Consider the following 23,669-nt stretch of genomic DNA (forward strand, 5'->3'; position numbering starts at 1 on the left):
GTCACTCCGGCTTATGTAAACAGCAACAACGGCCAAGCTCAACGCCCGGCCGCCTCAATCGCTTTTTTACTCACTTGCTTTCTTTTGCAATGGTACCCAACGACGCGTCCTTGACCAGATAACGGCCTTCCACATCGCTCAGCACTTTGAGGCTGTTGCGCGCCACGGCGAAGCCCATTTCGACTTCCTGCTTGAGGTAAACCACCTCACCGGCCTTGACGTTGATCGGCATGTCAGCCCAGTTTTCAGCTTTGGAACTGATCACGTGCTGGCCCGGCGACACGAAGAAATAAATGTACTGGTTACCACGGTTGTAACCCATCTCCGAGTCGGCTTCCTTGTCATCCAGGAACACGTTGAACCGCACCATCATCCCCACGTTGCTTGGGCGCACGACATACACCAGGCCTTTATCGGCGACGGCGGCCTTGGGCAACGAGTAGTTCGCCACGTCAGCCTGCATCTTCTCCACCGACGGCGTCGAGGAGCAGCCAAACAGCGTGGCCAGGGACAATACAACAGCAGCTTTGCAGAACAGCTTGATCATGTACTTCTTCCTTGTGGTGTGACGGTAGAGCGGGTTGAGAGCGCCGGCGATTGGCCGGCGCGGGTTCTTTGATGCGTTTAATCATCGCCAGGGTATCGGCCGCGGGGATGAAGACGTGAAGCGTTGTGCGTGGGCCAGCACTTTGATGCATTGTGGGGGGGTGGGCGCGGGGCTTGTAGTCCGGCCCGTCGCCCATATGGCGAACAGGTTTGGCGACCTGACAAGAGAGTGCAAAAGCAAGTTCTTCGTTATTTAAATAAATCTGTCCCCTTTTCGTTTCATCGTAGATAAAAAGCTCATCACCTAAGTTTAAAATGGATAGGCAAAAACCGTTATCAAACGAGAGAGCAACGCCTATCACTACGTCTTCTGCTAAGGACTGCACAAGCGATGCCGACACTAACCTTCTTCCTACAACATTGGAGAAATAAAGCTCACCAGAAATATTAAAAATATCTTGCCTACCGTATTCACCTAGATCGCAGTTTGAAATCGGATTCAAAGAAAAACAGATAGACGCACCATCAGGCCCGCCATAGAGCTTCCCAATTTCAGAACTTTCAAATAGAAGGCCAACCTCTTGAGGGGCAGAATCCCTCTCGAAAGAGAAACATGGAATAGAGCATTTACTGACAGTAATTTCTTCCCGAGCACTGTTAACAGCCAGGCAACCATAAGTCTAGGAGAGTTCATTACCTAACGCCGCCCTTTGATGCACTCTGCAGAAAAATAGAGGTCAGCACCACGTTTAGTGCTCCGTCAGAAGAATAGTAGTCTGACCCCATTTTTCTTTTTACCAATCCCCTCCTATTTCATTCTTATACTTTGTGTAACGTCCACCATCGGCAACTCACCTCAGGTTCGAATATCACCCTCGCCTCTGACAGTGATTCAGACATATCAAAGACAACATGAATCCCAGCCCCAGACTCATCTCGCACTAACTCAATAGACTTGACGCTCTCGGACGAAATAACTGCTAGCTCTTGAGTGGAAAGCCTAAGCACGACTTGGAATGACTTCATCACAGCACTAAAAGAAACATCAACCTCAAGTTCGCTATTTTTAGACTTCTGGATATAACGACATAGCGCCAAGTTTGGATCAACCTCAATAGGCTGGATACCGAACTCTTCCAAAAAATCATCTGTGCTTGGAAATTTCATTACGACCTCCTCAGTGAAGCGGTATGACTGTGCTGAGTTTACGACTTCCATCATCAAGAACCTGGAACGTGCTCTGAAAATTAGCAGCCTTACCCGATGGTCCCATAAACAAGGACTCTCTGACCTCAAATTTTCCGTATTGATTGGAGAATGCATTAATTAAATTGCCGTCAGTTTTGGCAGAGCGAGTCAAGTGATCAGTTAGCATCTGGCGACCAGCGGCATTATCTGGAACACCAAGTCTCTTCATTTCGAGAAAAAATAGGGGTCAGACCACGTTTAGTGATCCGTCAGAAGAATAGTTGCCTGACCCCATTTTTCCTCATTTACAAGCGAACCGGTCTTCCAATTGAGAAGGTGCGACAGCGGGATACTTTCAAACGTCTGCCCAAACAGGTCTTCAACCCGGCTGAACTTGGGTGGGCTGATTGCATCAGGGATAACCTGCACTGGTCCTTTTGCACCGCTTCAATCCAGAAACAGGACGTTGCCTCTTATAAATCACACACTAGAAAGCTTCCACAGTATCGCGTAAGGCAGCTCATCATCAACAATATCATGCAAGCGAAAATAATAAACAGCCAATGAACTTTCTAAGCCCTTATGAACAAATGCACCATCAGACATAACACGATAAGACGCGTACTCCATAAACTTCTCAGAACCAAGAGAGCTAAGAGCATTTTTAATCTGACTATAGGTCCCCCCCGCCCCAACCGGAAGCAACTCAGGCGGCGGCCGGCATACGGCCATGTCATCATTTTCAACATCCCTGTAGTAGGCTCTTCTAAATGCAGGCTCACTGCAAGCCCAGTAGAGGGATAGCAAACAAAGTTTTTCCTCTCCCTCATCAGAAAAAGCGTCAGCTAAAAAATACTGATCGTCTGAAATTTTGTATGCGCCGTCGTCCATAGCGATAACGCATTGCTCCCGTACATCAACGGCGTCCCCAACCTTTGACTTGCACAGCGATGACCATTCTTTCATCTTAAATACCTCAAGCCTATTGTGGCCATTTGAATATTCGGCCTTCGACCCTGCCAGCCTTAAGCGCACTCTCTGCGGCTGCTTTGGCCGATCCCTCCGGCATATTTTTAACAGAGTTTATGATCTCTGACTGCCAGGCCTGTAACTTTGAATCTGGCAAGGACGTCGGATAGCTTCCGCCAGGAGCACGATACTTGGCGTCCCAGACGATCACAGATCGCGATGATGGATCATACGTAATGTAATCTGCACCTGGGAGTGACGCTTTCCCAGGTCCGGAAATTGGTGTTTGCCCCGATTCAATAGCCTGACTCCAGCCACGAGCCTCCCCAATTGCACCGTTTAACTCAGAATATGGGCTGCGTCGAAAAAGGGGACAGATTTATTTAGTCCGAGCTCTTTGTTACTTAAATAAATCTGTCCCCTTTTTCCGTTGCTTTTGCACCATCAAGTTTTAACTAAAACGAACTCCAATAACGTATCAGGGTCTGAAATCGTACTTAGGAAGTACTTGGCCGATTTTCTAGACTCAGCTGGGAATAGCTCTCCGGCAGTCATAGCCAGGGCAGAAAAATCCGCAATACAATCCATGTCAGGCACTCTTTTACCTCCAACGACTTTGAACCCCTCGATTCCGAGTACGGCTGCATCGTGCTCATCGCAAAAAACTAGTAACTTATGCCCATCAATTAAGTTAAATAAAGGCGTTTCACCCCAAAGCCTAGTGGGCTCCGGCCCCGCACCCAGAAATATGAATTCATTCATTACATTTAGTCCCATGGCGCGACCCAATTTTTATCATTCTTATCCGATACCTGCACGATCGTACCAGTCCGGTCATTCCGCACAACGTAAGAACCATCTTTGGCTACATAACCAGTTGCGGGATCATTGAGTCTAGTACCAGAAGCCGGATCGAACCTAGTATCTTTAGTCACAACAGTCTTGCTTGGGTTTGCGATAACACCTTCAAGAGAATCGGTTGTCCAACCTCGCTTCCCCATTTGCTGAGCAATTTTTGGCTCCACGATTGAAGATATTCCTTTTGCACCAGACGGCATAACCCCTTTACCGTCTGCCGACGTTTTATCCTGCCCCGCCTGCGCTCCCGACGTCCCTCCCTTATTCTTCCCAATCATCGACGCGATAGACGTTTTATCACGCCCTATGGACGCACCTGTAGAGGTAAGCACCTCTTTTCCAATTAAAGCTGCTTTCTCCCATGTAGGTAGGGAGTTGTACAACAGCCCCATGTCGTACTGGTTTTCTTCAGTGACAAACTGGCTCAGGCGTGAAGCGTCTGCTTCTGAAAGGCCGAAGAACCAGCGCATGCTACTGACACTATCAGCCGTCTGTATCCCACCCTCATACTCAGACTGGTAACCCACGCTGCAAAGCCCGCCCGTGCCCGCACAGCCTGCCAGCATCTCTGCGCGCTTCTCAGCGCTCAACTCTTTGTATTTCTCCCAAATGGCTTCTGTTGGCTGTCCATTTTTACTGGCTTTTGCGAGTTCAGTCTGTAAATCCACGACATCTTTCGCGCTCAATTGGTTGTTTTCAACCGCATTCTTCCCAGCCTGAGCCGCCGCCACCGCACTCAGCGCATCCTTGCCCACAGCAGAACCCGCAATCCCTGCCACTAACGTCGACAATGCAGAGATCGTTTGTTTCTGCTCCGATGTCAGCTCGTCATTACTGACGTTTCCGTACAGCTCACTACGAATCAACCTCGCCGTGGCTTCCGCTGCTAACGCACCACCGGCCCCCACCAGCGCCGAATTACCACCAGCCCTGGCCAATACCGCGCCCAACACCGCATGAGCCATCAGGTTGGCGGCGTCATCACCTGCCGTCAGGTCTTTTACTTGTTGCGCGAGGTAGGGCGCGGATGCCCCCGCAATGGCCGCTCCCACATTGCCACCGGCGATCCCCTGCACGATGGCGGTCACGGTCTGCGTCGTGCGTTGGAAACTGCTGCCAACGCCGTAATCCCGTTCAGCCTGTTGCCTCACCTGTGCGGTGGTCGGGTCACTGATCCCACTGTCCAGCAACTTCTGCCGAGCAGCTTTACCCGCGTCGCTGTTGGGATCTTCAGACTCGTCGATCTTCGCCTTGCCAATGGTGCTTCCGATCGTTATGGCCAGTTGCGCAGAGCTGTTGATCAGGTCCATGCGTTCGCGCATAGCCTTTTCATCTGGCTTGTCGAGGTGCTTGTTGGCGTTTTGCGTATCGCGATTGAGGCCGACCAGATCGTTGGCGCCCTCAGGGTTACGCACAACAATCGTGCCCTCGCTGACCGCCGCCCGGGTTTTGCTGCTGTCGGACTCACTCAGTACTGCGCCCATAGGCGGGCCCATTGTGATACCGCTGGACCCTCCGGAAATGCCTGCGCTTGCCGAAGTGCTGTTGATCTTGCTGGTGTTCTTGATGTCACTGGTAAGCAAGCGATCGGTAATCAACAGGTTCTTGTCAGCACTGGCTTCGCTCGCAATGACGGCGCCCTGTAGCGTGGTGTTTTTACCCACATCCAGGGTGTAGCCATCCTTGCCCGCATACAGCCCCGTCTGATCGGTGACCGCCTTGTAGTCACTGTTCATGTTGCCGGCAGACATGTTCGCGGACGCCGTCACCGTCGTACCGTAGCAGAATGGTGGCACGCAGATACTTGCGCCAACACCGGCGCTGCTTTGCTTGCTCTTCTGGGTGTCGGTGTCATGGCGCGAAGCGATGTTGAGGTTACCGCCGATATCCGCCTTGATGCTGTCAGCACGTACCTGGGCACCCGCCAGTGTGGTGTCTTGGCCACTGCTCAGAACCAGCGCACCAGTGTCCAGTTTGGTGTTGACCTGAGTAACAGAACTGCCGGAACCCATGCCTTTGGCAATTTGTGCACCGAGGTCCAGAGTGAAGCCGTTTTGCTCGCCGATATTGAAGCTGGCACCGATGCTGGTTTTATTGTTGTTACTGTCGTTTTTCCGCTCGGTAGTGTTCTGTGCGCTTTCCAGAATGATGTCGTTTTTGGCGATGAGCGTGGTATTGGCTGCCTTCAGCTCACTGCCAATGACATGGATATCACCTTGGGTTTCTGCGGCCTTGCCGGTGGCCACAATCGATAGCCCTTGACCGGCGTTGAGCGTGCTTTGCTTCGCCGTTTCACTGCGGTACTCAGTGGTATTTTTACTGCTGGTATTGGCCAGTTCGGTGCCAATTTTGATCAGTGAGCCGTTGCTGGCCGTGCCTCCTTTTTTATCCGCGAAACCAGAACCCTGACCATTGGCATCCGCCATCTGGCCGCCCAGGTTATAGGTGTTCAAGGCAACCTGAGCCAGCTTCACCGCTTTGAGCCGAGGATCATCGGCATTTTTAGCGGCCTCAACCCCGTCGCGGATGCTCCTGGCGGTATCGACAACGGTTCCGCCGATAACGCGCCCAACTGCAAGGCTCTTGGACTTGTCGACCGTGCTTTGGCTGGCATTCTCCATACCCGCAGCAATGGTCACATTGGAGCCTTTGAGATCCATGTCCTTGGTACTGACCAAGTCACTGGCCACCACCTTCAGCTCACGCCCCGCCTCCAGCTTTACGTTGCCAGCACTGGAACCGACTGTGCTGCCGGTAAGCGTAGTTTCTGTCGCAGTGCCGTTATGTTTCTGGCTATTGATGAACAGATGCTGGTTGCCGGTGATGTCATCCAGGCCCAGCTTATTGCCGGTTAGCACACCCGTCAGGTCGCGGTTCTTTTCCTTATGCATGTCAGTGCGCGAGAAGGTGTTCTGCGCCGCGTCGATGGCCAGGTCACGTCCGGCCTGTACCGTAAGGTCGCCGGTGCTGACCAGTGACGAACCCGTCACTTTCACGTCTTGCCCGCCCGCAACAGTGACGGTATCGCCGGAGACCATACTCCCCACCGCAGTGGTACGTTTCTCGTCGACCTGGTCCTCAACCTTGCTCGACTTGAACCCACCCCAACTGCTTTTGCTTTCCTTGCGCTCATGGCTAACGCTGTCGGAATCGGTCACGGCCAGAATCTGTACATCCTTGCCGGCCACCAATTTCGCGGCACCTTTCTCGGCAGTCACGGCACTGCCGGCCAACAGCAGGTTTTCACCGGCTACCAACGTGCTGTTACCACCTGAGTTGACCAAGCTGCCAACGTTCGTGACGGTATCGGTTTCATCGAGACGGAACTTCTTGCCCGTCGATGTCTTGCTGGTCTTGCTAAAGAAGCTGTAGTCCTGGTCCTCAGCAGATTTGAGTTCCAGATTTTTACCCGCGTACAAATACGCCTCATCCCCCGCCGTCACCCGGCTGGCAATCAACGCCAAATCATTCCCGGCACTCAACGCCACATCACCACCGGCCTTCACCGTGGTGGACACTTGCTGGGCGTGGTCTTCCTGGATCTTGACCTTCTTGGTGTTATACGAGTAATGCTGTTCATCCACGCCTGAAGCCAAGGTCAGGTCGCCCGTGGCGGCCATGGCAACGTCACGCTTGGCGTCGATCCGGCTGGCAATGGCGCTGATATCACGCCCAGCCTGCACACGGAAGTCACGGCCGGCCTCGATCACGGTGCCGTGTTGGGTGACGCTGCCGGTGCTAGCCTCTGTGGTGCCACGGCCAGTGCGTTTTTCGGCTGCGATGAGGTTCACATCGCGCCCCGCCGCTATCGTCATGTCGGCGCCGCTGCTCATCACGCCGCCAACGCTGTTAACGTCGCGACCGGCGCGTACGCTCAGGTTGTTGGCCGCTTCGATACGGGCAGCGTTGTCCACAAAGTCCTGCCGCACCTCTCGGATGTACGCCCCGCCGCTGCTCTCGTGAGTGGTAACCGTGCGCTCGTTGATCACGTCGCCGTTAACCGCCGTGAGACTCACGTCGCGCCCAGAAATGATCCCGCCCGCCTTGTTGATCAGGTTATTGCCCGCCAACAGATCGAGACGATTACCGGCCTCGATCAGGCCGCTATTGACCAGGTTGCCGCCGGCGCTGGCCGACAGATTGTTGGTGGCGCGCAGGGTGCCGACGTTGTTGAGGTTTTCACCGGCAATCAGGTTGACGTCGTTACCGGCGATCAGTGCACCGTTGGGGCCAAGACGGTTATTGGCTTGGGCCAGATACAAAACCGGTACCAGCACTTGTTGACCGGCTACGGAGGCGCTTTCCATCCACACGATGTCGTGGGTCAGCGCCGCGACCTGTTCGGAAGTGAGGCTTACGCCTACGGCCAGGTTCAGTTGTTGCTTGCTGGCGATGGCGTTGTCCATCAGGTATTTGTACAAACCGGCATCGCTGGTCTGGTTGTCGATGAAGCGCTGTCCGGTGCGGGCGATAACGGCTTGCTGGATCAGCCGTTGTTCGTAGCGCAATTGATCGGTTTCACTGAGTAAGTCAGCGGCACGAGAACATTGGCTTTTTGATACCTTGCGCGTCTTTGCGCTGAAGGCTTATAGTCCGCCGGTCGCCCATATGGCGATTCAGGTTTGGCGACCTGACGGTAGAGAATGCGCAAGCTGACGGCTTTTTTGCAGACACTTGTGCGCCCGCAAAGTCGTTTATGACGGCTGTGCGCGGGAGACCTTAGGGTCTGCCGGTTTTCTCTACTGCCGGTTCGCCAACCTGCGTACAGCTGTCACCCATACGTTTGGCGACGTTTGAGTGATGGCATCCATCACTTAAGTAGAGAGATATAAAATGACCCGATACATGGCACTGACAGGCCACGATTCAACCATCCCCGCGCTGGTGATCGACACGCAAGCCCCTCTTGATGTTCTCTATGATGCCGCTGCTTACCGCATTCGTGCGGTGACTTAGTTTCTGGAAAACCTGGCATTTCGCGAGGAAATCAGGAGTGATGCGATTGTCCTTCACGACTTTGCGTTGTTGCTGGCTATTCCATTGCGTGATGGTTGCGATCTCATGGATGTGATTGGGCGAAGGCTGATTTCGCAAGACTTATAAATAAATTCGGGCGGCGTAGAGCCGCCCGATCTGGGTAAGCTCAGAGCCCACAATTTAAAAATAAAAGCCAATTTTTTAAAGAGCCAGTTTTTAATGTCTCAAACAAAAATCACATAGACCCAACAAAATCACACCAAACCTAAATAGATCCACCTTCCCCAGACACAAATACTCTATGAAAATCAAATAAATTTGTCCCCTTTTCCTTTCAGTAGCTCATACGGGCAACGCCTAATCTGACCTACCCAACAACCGCGCCCACCATCCAGACTTGGCACTTGGATTAGGTGTTGGTATCACTTCCTCACTGGGATGGAGCAAATCACCCGGATAGTGTTCGTGCCCAATGCAATTGCTGTCATCAAGCCCAAATACTTTCACGGCGGCGACCGCCTCAAGACACCAGCGGCCGAAGTAGCTTCCCATCTCAAGTGGATGTTTTACCGGATCACCATAGATGTACCACCACGGTTGCTGTTTACCGCGCCTGTTCAACTCCGGATACCAATGCTCTACGAATGCCAACAGCAGAGCTGCTTGTTGCACCTGTGGCGCATCAATTGCCTTGAGCAGTCTCGCATATGGTTTGGCATGTAACAGCTTCTCCCCAATTGCCCGCTCTGGTTGGCGGTACGCAATGATCCGATCCAGCAGAACGTCCTGCCCCCCTTTACCTATTAACGCAACCAATCGAAGCCACTGGTCATCGGGAATTTCGAGAGCAAGCGCCAGGCCCACCAGCCAGAAACAGTAGATGTAGTGGTTTAAGTCGGTCAGCTCGAAGGTCCAGTCTCGGCAAGTCTGAAGACCATTTTCAGCGCATATTTTGTCGGATTCTCGGTTGGAAAGTTCCCATGCATCCAGAACTCCGGGGAAGTATGTTGCGATCGATTTAACATCTCCACCACTCGAGTAGACCCGTATGGCCGCACGCAAATTATCTTTGGCAAAGTCGAACGTAAATTGCGCTCTGTATACGGGGTTAGCCGATGGCTCCGACAAAATCTTACTGGCACGCTCAATCCATTGCAGATCCTTTGCCTCACGACCATCCCAATACTGCTTATCTCCCCAAGGCGCACGAATCATGGAAAAACCCCATTCAAATTTTTGGAAGATATAATTTTAGACGTATCTATCGCTTTGATTTTTCCACGGGCATCAAGCACTTCAATTTCTGTCGCACCATCTGGCCGAGTTCTCACAACCCAGGTTTCAGTACGATTCGCATCCACGGCGATCCGTACATCTATGCTTTGATTCTCTCCGACCGCACGTTCCAGACGGTCACCTCCGAGTATCCATGAAGTCGAACCTTGTTTACCATCTTGCGTATTGCCTAGCCCCGAGGAGCCAGATTTTTTGTTATCACCAACAAATTTGTACTCGATAACAACAAAGTCGACATCCGGGCGATTGACCTTATAAAGATCATCGACCCCCGTCTCTCCAACACCCGGTACCCGCGCCAGTTTCTGTCCTTCGGGAACGATTTGCTGGACAGAACGTTCGCCAAACAAGTCACCCATGACACCTTTCTGTTCTCTGGTTAATATCCCCAGGTCCATCATCGGCTTGCCATCTGGACCAAAGATACCGCCACTCTTGATCAGTGCTTGTTCGGACGCTTCGTTGAGTATTCCGGTGAAACGTCTCCCCACGGCCTCTGCAAGCTCCCCTGTCAGGCGTGTCGTTGCCCCCCCCGCACCACCGACACCGGCACCACCCAGACCAATACCCACTCCCGCAGAGGTCGCGATAGCCTCATTCTGCCTCAGTACATCAGCACCATATCCCTGCATAATATGAAGTGTGTCCAGATACCCCTTGAGCCTTAACTCCTCAGGCAAACTCTGGACAGCTTCAACAGCGGCGACAAACTGTCGCCCTCCACAACTAGGGCAATTCACCGTGCTCATCGCCCACAGTGCCGTCTTGGATCCAAGGCTTGCCAAATCCTCTACAGCATTAGCAAAACCTTCGGCGCTACCCTGGCCCTTCGCGTTAAGTATTTCAGCCTGATTCTTAGGATCGTGCAGGTACTTATCAGGGTCAACCAACTCAATGTACTTGACTAGGTTTTCAACTGATTTCCTATCTTTCATCAGCTGTGACAAGCCCAGTCGCTCATTATTGTAGTCCGCCAGACTCACCTGAAACAGATCCGTACTTTTCGATTGCGAAAGCTCCGCGCGAAGGAAGCTGGCAGCATCCGCCGTATTGCCATCCCCGACACTCAGCACAGCATTCCACCCTCGGTCAACCATCGCCGCAGCAGTTCGCAGAAGCTCCATACGCGCTTGCTCGTCAGTAATACCTTTCTCTTTCGCGTAGCGATTGACTCGATCATTGTCAGAGGCGAACTTGATTTCGTCCGGATGCAACTGGCGGTTGTACTTCTCCACACCCACTGCAGTCCCAGCGGCCACGACTGAGCCGCTCACGCCATTACTGGATCCGACCGCAGTACCTACACCCGCGGCTATCAATGAGGCTACGGCCTTTTGATCAGCCTCATTCATCTTGCTGTCAGCCAGAGCTTGCATGACGGATGGTAGTAGAGCCGCCGAGGCTCCCGCACCCAACGCTCCGCTCTGCGCACTACCGCTGGAAAGCCCAATCGCTGCGCCCGCCAAAGCGTGCAATAAAACGCGCGCCGCGCCGCCTTCTTCCCATGCAGCCTTAGTCACGCTATCTATGTCTTTCCGGTTTTTCTGTTCGTCGGCGAAGCTACCAATTTTATTGAATATGTCACTGGATGAAGTATTAGCAACAATCCCAACCGCCGTACCACCCGTTGCACCACCCAAGCCCGCAGCAACCAGGCCCGATGCAATATCGGCCATCATTTTCTTATCGCCACCGACCTGCCAACGCTGGGCCTCTGCGTATGCCGCATCGGCTGCACGTGCTGTTCCGGCTGCATCAGACGAACCTGCGTTAGCCTGCGCCTCCGCCTGCTTGCGCAGTTTATTAGCCTCATCCGCCTTGGCTTTACCCACCATGCTGATCACGCTGCTGGAAAGCTGCGCCGAGCTTTGGATCAGGTCGATCCGCTCTTGCATGGCCTTCTCGTCCGGCCGATCAAGATGTTTGTTGGCATTGGCGGGGTCGCGGCTCAACCCCACCAGATCATTCGCCCCGGCAGCGTCACGCACGACGATGGTCCCAGGGCTGACAGCGCTGCGGGTTTTACTGCTGTCGGATTCCTTGAGCATCAACGGCATCGTGCCGCCGGTGTCCGTGTGCGCCCACTGCCTTTGATCGTCCGGTGTTTTTGGACCGCCCGGTTTATCCCCTTTGGTGCTGGTATAGGAAAGGCTCAGGCTGGCCGCCTGGCTTTTGATATCACTCTTGTTCTTGATATCGCTGACCAGCAAGCGTTCGGTGCTGAGGCGGTTTTTATCAGCGCTGGCTTCACTGGCAATCACGGCGCCTTCAAGCGTGGTGTTTTTGCCCACATTGATGTCGTAGCCACCGCTACCTGCAAACAACCCGGTCTGATCAGTGACGGCTTTGTAGTCACTGTTCATTTTACTGCCGGCGATATTGCCGGAGGCCGTCACCATCGAACCCCAGCAGAAAGGAGGTACGCAGATACTCGCGCCGACACCTGCGCTGGTCTGCTTGTTCTTCTGGCTCGCCTCGTCCTGGCGCGACGCGATATTCAGGTTGCCGCCAATGTCAGCCTTGATGGCATCGGCTCGCACTTGGGCTCCGGCCAGCGTGGTGTCCTGCCCGCTTTTGAGCACTAACCCACCAGTGTCGACGGTACTATTGACCTGAGTAACCTCCTGCCCAGTGCCCATGCCTTTGGCCATTTTGGCGCCAAGGTCGAGGGTGAAACCGTTCTGGTCACCAATGTTGAAGCTAGCACCGATACTGGTTTTGTTATTGCTGTTCTGGTTGTCCCAGTTTTTGCGATCTTGTGCGCTTTCCAGAGTGATGTTGTTTTTCGCCAGCAGCAGCACTTCCTTGGCCTTGATGCTGCTGCCAATCACATGGATATCGCCTTTGGTATCCGGCGCGTTGCCTGTGGCAACGATAGCCAGACTGCCACCGCTGTTGAGACTCGATTGTTTGACCGTTTCGGCGTCGTACTCGCTGGTGCTTTTCTTACGTGTAGAAGCCAGCTCGGTACCGATCTTGATCATGGAACCTTTGCTATTGGCGGGCTTGCCATCCGATTCGTTGGCCGCGCTGTCATCGCCGTTCATTGCGCCATAGGCAGAAAGCAGCGCCTGAGCGCCTTTGACGGCTTTCAAACGGCTGTCATCGGCCTGTTGTGCCGCCCGCACGTCATTGCGGATGCTCTTGGCGGTATCGACGATTGTCCCGCCGATCACGCGTCCCACGGCCAAACTTTTGGAACTGTCCTTACTGGTCTGGTTAGCCGTTTCGGTCCCTGCGGCGATGGTGACGTTCGCGCCATTCAGGGACATGTCTTTGGTGCTGATCAGGTCACTGGCTATCACCGTTAGCTCGCGCCCTGCGGTCAGCGTCACGTTGCCAGCGCTGGAGCCAACGGTGCTGCCGGTGAGGGTAGTTTCTGTAGCGGTTCCGTTGTGTTTCTGGCTGTTGATGAACAGATGCTGGTTGCCGGTGATGTCATCCAGGCCCAGCTTATTGCCTGTTAACACCCCCGTCAGGTCACGGTTCTTTTCCTTGTGCATGTCGGTGCGTGAGAAGGTATTCTGCGCCGCGTCGATGGTCAGATCACGCCCAGCCTGCACAGCCAAGTCACCGGTGCTGACCAGTGACGAACCCGTCACTTTCACGTCTTGCCCGCCCACGACAGTGACGGTATCACCGGAGACCATACTCCCCACCGCAGTGGTATGCTTCTCGTCGACCTGGTCCTCAACCTTGCTCGACTTAAACCCACCCCAACTGCTTTTGCTTTCCTTGCGCTCATGGCGAGCGCTGTCGGAATCGGTCACGGCCAGAACCTGTACATCCTTACCGGCCACCAATTTCGCGGCACCTTTCTCGGCAGTCACAGCACTGCCGGCCAACAGCAGGTTTTCACCAGCTACCAGAGTGCTGTTGCCACCTGAGTTGACCAAACTGCCAACGTTCGTGACGGTATCGGTTTCATCGAGACGGAACTTCTTGCCCGTCGATGTCTTGCTGGTCTTACTAAAGAAGCTGTAGTCCTGGTCCTCAGCAGATTTGAGTTCCAGATTTTTACCCGCGTACAAATACGCCTCATCCCCCGCCGTCACCCGGCTGGCAATCAACGCCAAATCATTCCCGGCACTCAACGCCACATCACCACCGGCCTTCACCGTGGTGGACACTTGCTGGGCGTGGTCTTCCTGGATCTTGACCTTCTTGGTGTTATACGAGTAATGCTGTTCATCCACGCCTGAAGCCAAGGTCAGGTCGCCCGTAGCAGCCATGGCAACGTCACGCTTGGCGTCAATCTGGCTGGCAATGGCGCTGATATCACGCCCAGCCTGCACACGGAAGTCGCGGCCGGCTTCGATCACGGTACCATACTGGGTGACGCTGTCAGTGCGCGCCTCTGTGGTGCCACGGCCAGTGCGTTGTTCGGCTGCGACGAGGTTCACGTCACGCCCCGCCGCTATCCTCATGTCGGCGCCGCTGCTCATCACGCCGCCAACGCTATTGACGTCGCGACCGGCGCGTACGCTCAGGTTGTTGGCCGCTTCGATACGGGCAGCGTTGTCCACAAAGTCCTGCCGCACCTCTCGGATGTAAGCCCCGCCGCCGCTCTCGTGAGTGGTAACCGTACGCTCGTTGATCACGTCGCCGTTAACCGCCGTGAGACTCACATCGCGCCCAGAAATGATCCCGCCCGCCTTGTTGATCAGGTTATTGCCCGCCAACAGATCCAGACGATTACCGGCCTCGATCAGGCCGCTGTTGACCAGGTTGGCGCCGGCGCTGGCCGACAGATTGTTGGTGGCGCGCAGGGTGCCGACGTTGTTGAGGTTTTCCCCGGCAATCAGGTTGACGTCGTTACCGGCGATCAATGCACCGTTGGGGCCAAGACGGTTATTGGCCTGGGCCAGATACAAAACCGGCACAAGCACTTGTTGACCGGCTACGGTGGCGCTTTCCATCCAGACGATGTCGTGGGTCAGCGCCGCGACCTGTTCGGAAGTGAGGCTCACGCCTACGGCCAGGTTCAGTTGTTGCTTGCTGGCGATGGCGTTGTCCATCAGGTATTTGTACAAACCGGCATCGCTGGTCTGGTTGTCGATGAAGCGCTGGCCGGTGCGGGCGATCACGGCTTGCTGGATCAGTCGTTGTTCGTAGAGACCATCACCCAGGCGTTTCCAGCTGTTATCCGGGTTGTAACCAAGTTTCGACAGCAGGTAGTCCGAGCCCATGAACTGCTTCAGATCGGTGAGAGCCGGGTTGGTTTCGATCAAATACTTTTGAGGATTGGACACGTAGCTACTGTCAGGCAACCCTTGCACACGGTTAACGGTCAACGAGCCCGTTGATGTCGCCTGCCCCTCTACGGGCGTTGCCGAGGTGACACCGCCGACGTCTGACCGGCCGGGCAGTGTGGCCCCCGTAACAGGATCTACGACCGGGGCCACGTTCAGGGCCGTGCCGCTACCGGATACATTGGCCGCCAGGTCAGCGGTGTGCACAGGTGCTTGCGTGGTCACTGCGGTTTGAGCTGCATTGCCCACCTGCACGGCCCTGCCGCTACTGGCAGGCACCGCTTGTTCACGTTGGGCAGTGTCGATAACCGCGCTGCCCATGGTCCAGCTTTGCGGGCCTTGTTGGGTCGGTGTTGCAGCACCTTGGCCGCTCAGTCGAAACAAACCATTCTGCCCTGTCGGCAGGCTAAAGCCGGGAAGTGTTATTGGGTTGACTTGTTGCTGGGCGAGATCTGGAGGGAGTTGCGCATTGATGGAAATAGGTGTCGAGTAGGCGCTGCCTGCGCCCGTGTCGGTCTTGGTTCGACCTGCCGCGACATAGGCATAGTAGGGACGAACTACGCTGTTATTAATATTCTGGGCAGCGTTGAGAGTGACTGCGCCCCCTGCCTGAATAATCGCATCCAGAGACTCGATGTTGGTGACGGTTGAGCTCTTGGGCAGCGTGACGGGTGGTGGCCCGGTCAAGGCCAGAAAGTTGCTCAGGTCCGCCTCGACCGTGGCCGAAGGAGTCGGGCTGTTTCGTTGATTGAAGAGAGCGGCCAGTTGAGCCGCTGTACCTGTCTGGTCAACGTAACTCACATATTGCTGGCTGGACTTGATCTCTTGCGATTGCAGCCCTTTGTTGTTGATCGTCGTGGCATTTGCCGTCAGGTTACCGGCCGCGCTGATGCTGCTGCTCGTGTTGTTCAGTTCTCGGGCATTGATCACCAGATCCGCACCGCTATTGATCGTGGCCGCTGCGGACCGCAGCGTGATCAGCAAGCGGTCGGTTTCTGAGACCTCCCAAAGGCCGTTGAAGCGCCCACCGCCCCGATTGTCGCATCCCCATATGGGTATCAGTGCGCACGATAGCCGAGTGATGGTCGTGGCACTTTTCTCATGTTCGGTGTACTGCAACACGTCCATGGTGTTGTTGAGTGTGGCGGCGGCGAGGGTCAGGTTGCCCACGCTTTCGATCCCTGCGGAACGGTTGTCCAGCAGGTCTGCTTTGGTCCCGTCTTTGTCCCGGGCAATCAGTAAACTCCCCAAGCTGTAGACCTGGGCGTAGCTGTTGGTGAAGCTCGGGCTGAGCAGCTGCATGTCTGCGCCACTGAAGATCAGGCCGCGGTCGTTGAGCAACGTCCCGGCAGTCACTGTCAGGTTCTGGCCGGCGCCCAGGGTCCCGGTATTGTTCACGCTACCGGCGGTCAGGGTCAGGTCGGTCGCCGACGTCATGCGCCCGGCATTATTCAACTGGCCCGTCACAGACACCGTCGTATTGCCGCCGCCCGCGAGCGTGGCGGCGTTACTGAGGTTCATTTGCGCGGCACTCAGGCCCAGTGTTCCGAGGCTGCTGACGCGTCCACTGCCGCTATAGGTTCCGCCCAGCGTCAGCTTGAGGCCGCCATCACTGGCAATCAGCCCATCGTTACTCCAGTTACCACCATCACCAATCAAGCTATCGGAAGCCAGTAACTGCCCCCCTGCCGTTTGGTTGAGCGTCTTGACGTTAACCGTCAATCGCCCAGCCTGGATCACGCTGCTGTTGGTCCAGTTGTCGGCCGTCAGGGTCAGGCCGCCGCGGGTGATAACGGTGCCGCCCGCATTGGTCAGGTTGGCGGTACTGATATCAAACGTACCAGCCCCCACGTGCAAGACACTGCCGCCCACGTTCTGGAAGCTGCCGGCGTTCAACGTCAGATCGCTGTTGGCGGTTTCCAACGTGCCGTTGCGGTTATCAAACACCCCACCAATCTGAAACTCAGTCTTACCGCTAGCCCCCAGCGCCCGCAGTTGGCCTTTCTGGTTGTCCACGCTGCCCGCAACGACTTTCAGGGTGGTATCGCTTTCAATGATGCCTTTCTGGTTGTTCAGCGCACCGCTGAGGTTGAGGTCGATCTGCCTGCCTGCAACCTGGCCGCGTACATCGCCGCTGTTATCAAAGCTGCCGCCGGTGACCTTGACCGCTCCTTTGGCGTACAGGCCGCCGTCGCGGTTGTCGAAGGCGCCTGTGGTGACAACGGTGTCGCCGCTCTGTGCAGCAATTCGGCCGCCGTTGTTGTTGAGGCTGGCGCTGGTCAGGATCAGGCTTTGTGCCTGGATGATGCCGGCCTGGCGGTTGTTGTTCAGGTCGAAGTCGTTGCGCAGCCAGCCGCCCAGTGCTTTGGCTTGCAGGGCGCCTTTGAGGCTGGCCAGGGTGCCGCCACGGTTGTCGAGGGTCGCGGCGTTGATGTCCACATCACCGGCCTGGGCGATGACTTTGCCGCTTTGGTTGTCGAGGTCGCCGCTGATGTCGAGGTTCAGGGTGGTCTGGCTTTGGATCGAGCCCTTGGCGTTGTCGAGGCTCGCAGCCTTGAGCTTCAAGTCGGCGTTCTGGCTGTAGATCAGGCCGTCGCCGCTGTTTTGTACGGCGCCAGTGGTGGTGATTGCCAGTGCGCCGTTGGCGGCGACGGTGCCGCGATTGCGGTTGTCCAGGCTGCCCGCGAATAGCGTCAGCAGGCCTTGGCTGGCCAGTTGGCCGCCCTGGTTGTTGATTTCAGTGGCGCGTTTGAGCAGCAGCGCGCCAGCGCTGGCGAGCTTGCCATTGGTGTTGGTCAGGGCGCCGAGCAGGTCCAGGGTTACGGTGCCGTTGCCGATCAAGGTGCCGGCGCTGTTGTCGAGGCTGGTGCCGATCAGGCTGAGTGCCTGTTGCGCATTGACTGTGCCGCCCGCGTTGTTGAGCGTTTGCGCTTGCAGGTCGAGGGCCGCGCCGCTGTCAATCAATCCACCTTGGGCGTTGTTGAGCAGGCCGGTGACGGTCAGGGTTTGCCCGCCTGCACTGGAGAGGATGCCTTTGTCACTGTTGTCGAGGCTGGCGGCTTTGACGGTCAGGGCTTTTTGGCTGACCAGCGCACCGGCGCCGCTGTTGAGCAGGCTGTTGCTCAGGGTGGCGTCGACGTTGCCATAACGGCTGGAGACGGTGCCTTGGTTGCGGTTGTCCAGGTCCGCGCCGCTGATGCTGACACCCTGCCAGCCGGAGATCAGGCCGCTCTGGTTGACCAGCTTATTGCCGCTTAGGGTCAGCAGGTTGTTGCTGATCAGTTTGCCGGTGCTGTTATCCAGCGTGCGACCACTGAGGTTGAGGTTCTGAGCGGTGGAGATTTCGCCACCCTGGTTGCTCAGGTCACGCAGGTGCGTGATGGTCAGTTGGCCGTCGGTGGTGATCAGGCCCGCGCTGTTGTTCAGGTCGCCGGTGGCGCTGCCCAGGTCGATGGCAATGGACTTGCCCAGCACAGAGCCGCCCTGGTTGTTCAGGCCGGTGCTGTTGAGGGTCAGGGTATTGGCAGCGTTAATCAGCCCTTGGTTCTGGTTACTGAGCTGGCCGTCGACATTAAACGAAGTGTCGCCACGACTGGTCAGGGTGCCGCCGCTGTTGTCCAGGCTGGCGGCACGGCCGTCGATGGACTGGGCGGCGATCAGGCCTTTGACGTTGCTCAACGCCTGGTTGATGCGCAGGGTCAGCGCCTGGTTGCTGAGCAACTTGCCGTTGCTGTTATCCAGGCTGTCGGCGGCCAGAGTGAAGGCTTGGGCGCTGGAGAGTTCACCGCCCTGGTTGTTCACGCCTTTGAGGTTTTTCAGCATCAACAGCGGACCGTTGATCAGACCGCCCTGGTTGTTCAACTGGCCGTGGTTCAGGTCCAGTGCGACCGAGGTGTTGCTGAAGAGTTTGCCGCCCTGCTGATCCAGGCCGGTGACCTTGGCGATCAGGGCCTTGTTGCTGGTCAAGCGACCGCCGTCCTGGTTGGTCAACTGGCCGGCGGTGATGTCGAGGGTGTCGCTGGTGCTGACGTTGCCGGCGTGGCTATTGTCGAACGCGCCGGTGGTGATCTTCAGCGCGGCAGTGCTGCTGAGGGTGCCTTTTTGCCTGTTATCCAGGCTGGCGCTGCTCAAGGTCAGGCCTGCATCAGTGACCAGTTCCCCGCCTTGGTTATCCACGGCCCCTGGGGTGGTGACGTTTAACGCCCCTGCACTGGATACGCTGCCTTGACGGTTGTTCAGGCTCGCCGCGTTAACAGTCAGCAGACCTTCACTGCTCAACTTGCCTTGGCTGTTGTTCAGCTCGCCACCGAGCTTAAGGGCAAGGTCTTTCTGGCTGATCAGGCTGCCGCCGCTGTTGTCCAGACTGTCGCCTGCCAGGTTCACACCGCTCTGGCCGCTGAGTTGGCCCTTGTTACGGTTCAGCACCTTGTCGACGTTTAGCTTCAAGTCAGTCGCGGCGAGCACCAGGCCACTGTCACTGTTATCCAAACGCTGGCCGGTTATCTGCACGGCGGCTTTGCTGGAGATCTCACCGCCACGGTTATCCACCGCGCCTACGTTGACGTCGGCACGTTGGTTGGCGCCTACGAAACCATTTTTCCGGTTGTCCAGCGTCTGACCTGTAAGGGCAAGCGCACCTTGGGCGATCAGGGCGCCGTTCTGGTTGGTGACCGCCGCGACGTTCACCGTGAGATCACCTTTGCTGGAAACCTGGCCGTCGGTGTTGTCCAGGCTGGCCGCCGTCAGTTGCGCGTTGCCGTCGCCAATCGCCGAGCCGTCCTGGTTCTTGAAAGCACCGTCAACCGTGAGACCTAACTCGCCACGGCTGCTGAGCAGACCGCCGCTGTTATCCAGGCTGGCGCTATGCACCTGCAGCGCAGCTGCAGAAACCAGGCCCTTAATGTTGCTCAGAGCCTGTTCAACGCGCAGGGTCAGCGCTTGGTTGCTGATGAGTTTGCCGCTGCTGTTATCCAGGCTTTTGCTGGCCAGGGTGAACGCCTGGGCACTGGAGATTTCGCCGTTCTGGTTGTTGACCCCGTTGAGTTTTTTCAGCATCAGTAACGGCGCGTTGATCAGGCCTTGCTGGTTGTTCAGTTGACCGTTGTTCAGGTCCAGGCTCAGTGAGGTCTTGCTGTAGAGCTGCCCGCCCTGCTGGTCAAAACCCGTCACGCTGGCGACCAGATTTTTGTCACTGGCAATACGACTGTCCGTGCCGTTGCTGACCTGGCCGGCAGTCAGAGTGAGGGTGTCATTGCTGATCAGGCGACCGGCCTGGGTATTGTCAAAAGCACCGGTGGTAACGCCTACCGCACCCTTGGCACTGAGTGTGCCCCCGCTATTGCCCAGGCTGGCACTGTTAAGGATCAAGCCTTGGTCGGTGGTCACGGCGCCATTGTGGTTAGTCATCGCACCGGTAGCGGTTAGCGCAATGGCACCGGCACTCGATACCTTGCCCGCCGTATTGTTCAGCCCGGCCGTTGTGGCGGTGATGGAGCCTTGACTGGTGAGCAAGCCGCCGGTGTTATTCAGATCACCACTGTGGGTCAGGGTCAGGCCTTGCTGGCCGGACACCGTGCCGCCGCTGTTGTCCAGGCTCAGGCCTTGCAGCGTCACCTTGCCCTTGCCGAACAACAGGCCTTCGCTCTGATTGATGACCTGCGCCACCTTGAGCCCCAGGTCGGTACCGGCCAACAGCTTGCCGTTACCGCTGTTATTGAGGCGGGTACCCGCCAGGTTCACGTCTACGGCGCTGGAGATTTCCCCGGCCTGGTTGTTGATGTCATCGACGGTGAGGGTCAGCGCTTTTGTCGCGCCGATCAGACCGCCGTTGCGGTTATCGAGCGTGCTGCCGGTCAGGCGCAAATTACCTTCGGCGACCAATTCACCTTTTTGCTGATTGAAATGGGTGACGTTGGCCGTCAGATCAGACTTGCTGGAGATACGCCCGCCGGCGTTTTCCACGGTCGTCGCGTCGAGGCGCACCGGTCCCACGCCACTGAGCAAGCCGCCCTGATTACTCAGGGTCGTGCCCAGGTATTGGATCGCCGATTGCCCGCTGAGCAGGCCTTTGTCCTGGTTATTCAACTGGGTGACGTTGAGCTGCAGGTTCTTGTCGGCACTGACCTTGCCGCCACGGTTGTCCAGGCTGGCCGTGTTCAGGGTCAGCAAGTCTCTGCCGCTCAGGCTGCCGCCCCGGTTATCGAGGCTGCCCGCCTGCACATCCATCGTGCCTTTGGCGGTGAGCAAACCGTTGTTCTGGTTGTCCAGCAGGCCCGTGATACGCGCGGTGAGGCTGCCGTTACTGAGCACTTTGCCGGTGTTGCTGTTGTCCAGGCTGGCGGCGGTGATCGAGGCCGTCTGGCCGGTGCCGAGTACGCCTTGACGGTTGTTCAGCGCGCCACGCACATCAACGTTCAATGAGGTATCGCCAGTGACCTTGCCGCCGCTGTTATTCAGGCTGGCAACCTGCACTTGCGTGGCGTTCGTGCTGGAAACTTCGCCCTGGTTGTTGGCCAGGGCCCCGTCCAGGTTCAGCAACAGGCCGGCGTCACTGGTAAGCGTACCCGTGCTGTTGTTCACACTGGCCGCACGGACATCAAGACCGTTGGCCGAGACCACGCCTTTGACGTTGGTCAGCGCCTGGTCCAGGCGCACGTTCAAGGCCTGATCGCTGAGCAGTTTGCCGCCCGTGTTATCCAGGCTCTTCGCCGTGAAGGTGAAACCCTGGGCGCTGGAGATTTCACCGCTCTGGTTGCCGACGTCGGCGAGGTTGTTCAGGGCCAGGGCCGGACCACGGATCAAGCCGCTCTGGTTGTTCAACTGACCCTTGTTCACGTCCAGGGTCAGCGACGTGACGCTGGTGAGTTGACCGGCGTTATTGTTCAGACTGGCAACGTTGGCGGTCAGTGCCTGGTTGCTGGCGATACGGCCAGCGGCGCTGTTATCCACGGCACCGGCCTTGAGGTTCAGCGTGCCTTGGCTGGTAAGTTGACCGCCCTGGTTATTGACCGCGCCGCTGGCGGTGAGGCTCAGGGCGTTGCCCGCAGTGACCAGCCCGGCAACGTTGTCCAGCGAAGCGATGTTCAGCGTGGCCGTGTCAAGGCTCGACACCTCGCCGCTGCGGTTATTCAATTGCCCGGCCGTCGCGCTCAATGGACCACTGCTGTTCACCAGCCCGCCCTGGGCGTTGAGCAATTGGCTGGCATTCAAGGTCAGGCTGCCCGTGCTCAGCACGCGGCCTTTGTTCTGGTTGTCCAGGGTGCCCGCGCTAATATTGGCGACCTGTTTGGCACTCAAGGTTCCGCCCTGGTTGTTCAGGGCTTGTGTCGCGTTGACGGTCAGGTTGCGACTGGCAACCAGACTGCTGGCGTTGTTGTTAACGGTTTGCGCGGTGAGGTTCAGATCACCTGTGGCGTTGCGGGTGTTATCCGCGTTGACCCCGGCCTCGATAATGCCGTTGTTGGTCAGTTGGCCGCCGCTGGTCAAGGTGATGCTGTCGCGGGCCGCGAGGGTTTTACGGCTGTTCAGGTCGCCTTGGGTCTGCACATCCAACGCCGTGCCGGCGTAGACCGGTCCCTGGGCGTCGAGGCTTGCGGCCTTGATGTTGACCGCGCCGCTGGCCGCCGCCTGCGCCATGCTCAACCGCCCATTGGCATCCAGCTGAATATCCCCACCACTGGCCGCCAACGTCCCGTCCAGCTTCACGCCCACACCGGCTTCGGTGCCCACCAGCTTGATCGCACCGGCGTACATCCCGCCTAACGCCGACGAGTCAATCGCCAGTTCCGGCTTGGCGCTGCCGTCATCGGCACGCGCGGTGGCATTCAGGGTCTGGGCGTTGACGTCGTTACGCCCGGCAATCACGGTCAAGTTGCGCGCATTGATCTGCGCGTTGATCTTCGCCGAGCGGGTGATGATTTCGAAGCGGTCGACGTTGCTGGCGTTCAGGCCCTGGCCGTCGATGGTCACGGCGCCGCCATCGACCTGGTAACGGTCCAGGCGGCCGTTATCGAGGATGGGTTTGCCGGTGGTCAGGGTGACGTTGGGGGTGTTGATGAAGCCGCAACCGTTGCAACTGATGCCGTAGGGGTTGGCGACGATGACCTTGGCCGACTGGCCCGCCACTTCGGTGTAGCCACGCAACTGGCTGGGGCTGCCGCCGTTGACTTCGTTGAGGATGATGTTGGCGGCGCGGCCCTGCAGGTTGGAGTTACCGAGGATGATCCCGCCCAACTGGGTCGACTGCGTGGTGGAGGTGGCGTTGTTGAGGATCAGCCCGTTGGCGCCGACGTTGTAGTCCTTGAACTGGTTGTGGGACAAGCCACTGCCATTGGGCGCGGCGATGTTCACCACCGGCACGCCATTGCCGGCCTGGCCGACGCTGGTGCCGGGGGCGCTGACCACAATGCCTTCGGCTTGGGCCAGCAATGGCTGCCAGAACAGCGCATTGGCCAGGATCAGGGCCAAGCCACGTTTGGGCAGGCCCAGGAACGCGTCACGGCTTTTCAGGGCAGCCGAAGGCTGGCGAACAAGGAAGGCAAACTGGCGAACATCCATTTCAAATTCTCGATGCAACGGGGCGTT

Annotated in this window: 6 protein-coding genes and 2 pseudogenes; 1 reads left to right on the forward strand and 7 read right to left on the reverse strand. The window is 56.8% G+C overall.

The features are described 5' to 3' along the window. Positions 1-70: 70 nt before the first annotated feature. From HBO23_RS16355 to HBO23_RS16375, 5 genes and pseudogenes are all read right to left on the reverse strand, one after another. Positions 71-463, reverse strand: a complete 393-nt coding sequence (locus tag HBO23_RS16355) for a DUF2846 domain-containing protein (protein ID WP_026013838.1) — start codon at positions 461-463, stop codon at positions 71-73. 902 nt (positions 464-1,365) lie between these two features. Then, positions 1,366-1,713, reverse strand: a complete 348-nt coding sequence (locus HBO23_RS16360) for a hypothetical protein (RefSeq protein WP_056860342.1) — start codon at positions 1,711-1,713, stop codon at positions 1,366-1,368. Positions 1,714-2,214: 501 nt separating this feature from the next. Further along, positions 2,215-2,700 carry a hypothetical protein gene (locus HBO23_RS16365; protein ID WP_170037709.1) on the reverse strand — a complete coding sequence of 162 codons (486 nt, stop codon included), beginning with the start codon at positions 2,698-2,700 and terminating at the stop codon, positions 2,215-2,217. Positions 2,701-3,147: 447 nt separating this feature from the next. Beyond that, positions 3,148-3,465, reverse strand: a complete 318-nt coding sequence (locus tag HBO23_RS16370) for a hypothetical protein (RefSeq protein WP_017138984.1) — start codon at positions 3,463-3,465, stop codon at positions 3,148-3,150. A 5-nt stretch (positions 3,466-3,470) separates the two neighbouring features. Continuing rightward, positions 3,471-8,063: pseudogene (locus HBO23_RS16375) on the reverse strand (hemagglutinin repeat-containing protein); the annotation flags it as partial. Between the two features lie 331 nt (positions 8,064-8,394). Here HBO23_RS16375 and HBO23_RS33910 point away from each other — a divergent pair. After that, a pseudogene (locus HBO23_RS33910) lies at positions 8,395-8,664 on the forward strand (hypothetical protein). 231 nt (positions 8,665-8,895) lie between these two features. On the opposite strand, the gene HBO23_RS16380 reads toward HBO23_RS33910, so the two are convergent. Then, positions 8,896-9,753, reverse strand: coding sequence for a PoNe immunity protein domain-containing protein (locus HBO23_RS16380; RefSeq protein ID WP_017134667.1), 858 nt, complete (start codon positions 9,751-9,753; stop codon positions 8,896-8,898). Beyond that, positions 9,750-23,642: a hemagglutinin repeat-containing protein gene (locus HBO23_RS16385; protein WP_217858121.1), complete on the reverse strand. Its 13,893-nt coding sequence runs from the start codon at positions 23,640-23,642 to the stop codon at positions 9,750-9,752. The genes HBO23_RS16380 and HBO23_RS16385 overlap by 4 nt, the downstream gene beginning before the upstream one ends. Positions 23,643-23,669 lie beyond the last annotated feature (27 nt).

The sequence above is a fragment of the Pseudomonas sp. WS 5532 genome (assembly GCF_012985445.1).
In the GTDB taxonomy this organism is placed as follows: domain Bacteria; phylum Pseudomonadota; class Gammaproteobacteria; order Pseudomonadales; family Pseudomonadaceae; genus Aquipseudomonas; species Aquipseudomonas edaphica.

Coding starts and splice junctions, on each gene's coding strand:
- HBO23_RS16355 (WP_026013838.1), bottom strand. CDS start 463: ATGCAGGCTGACGTGGCGAACTACTCGTTGCCCAAGGCCGCCGTCGCC.
- HBO23_RS16360 (WP_056860342.1), bottom strand. CDS start 1,713: ATGAAATTTCCAAGCACAGATGATTTTTTGGAAGAGTTCGGTATCCAG.
- HBO23_RS16365 (WP_170037709.1), bottom strand. CDS start 2,700: ATGAAAGAATGGTCATCGCTGTGCAAGTCAAAGGTTGGGGACGCCGTT.
- HBO23_RS16370 (WP_017138984.1), bottom strand. CDS start 3,465: ATGAATGAATTCATATTTCTGGGTGCGGGGCCGGAGCCCACTAGGCTT.
- HBO23_RS16380 (WP_017134667.1), bottom strand. CDS start 9,753: ATGATTCGTGCGCCTTGGGGAGATAAGCAGTATTGGGATGGTCGTGAG.
- HBO23_RS16385 (WP_217858121.1), bottom strand. CDS start 23,642: ATGGATGTTCGCCAGTTTGCCTTCCTTGTTCGCCAGCCTTCGGCTGCC.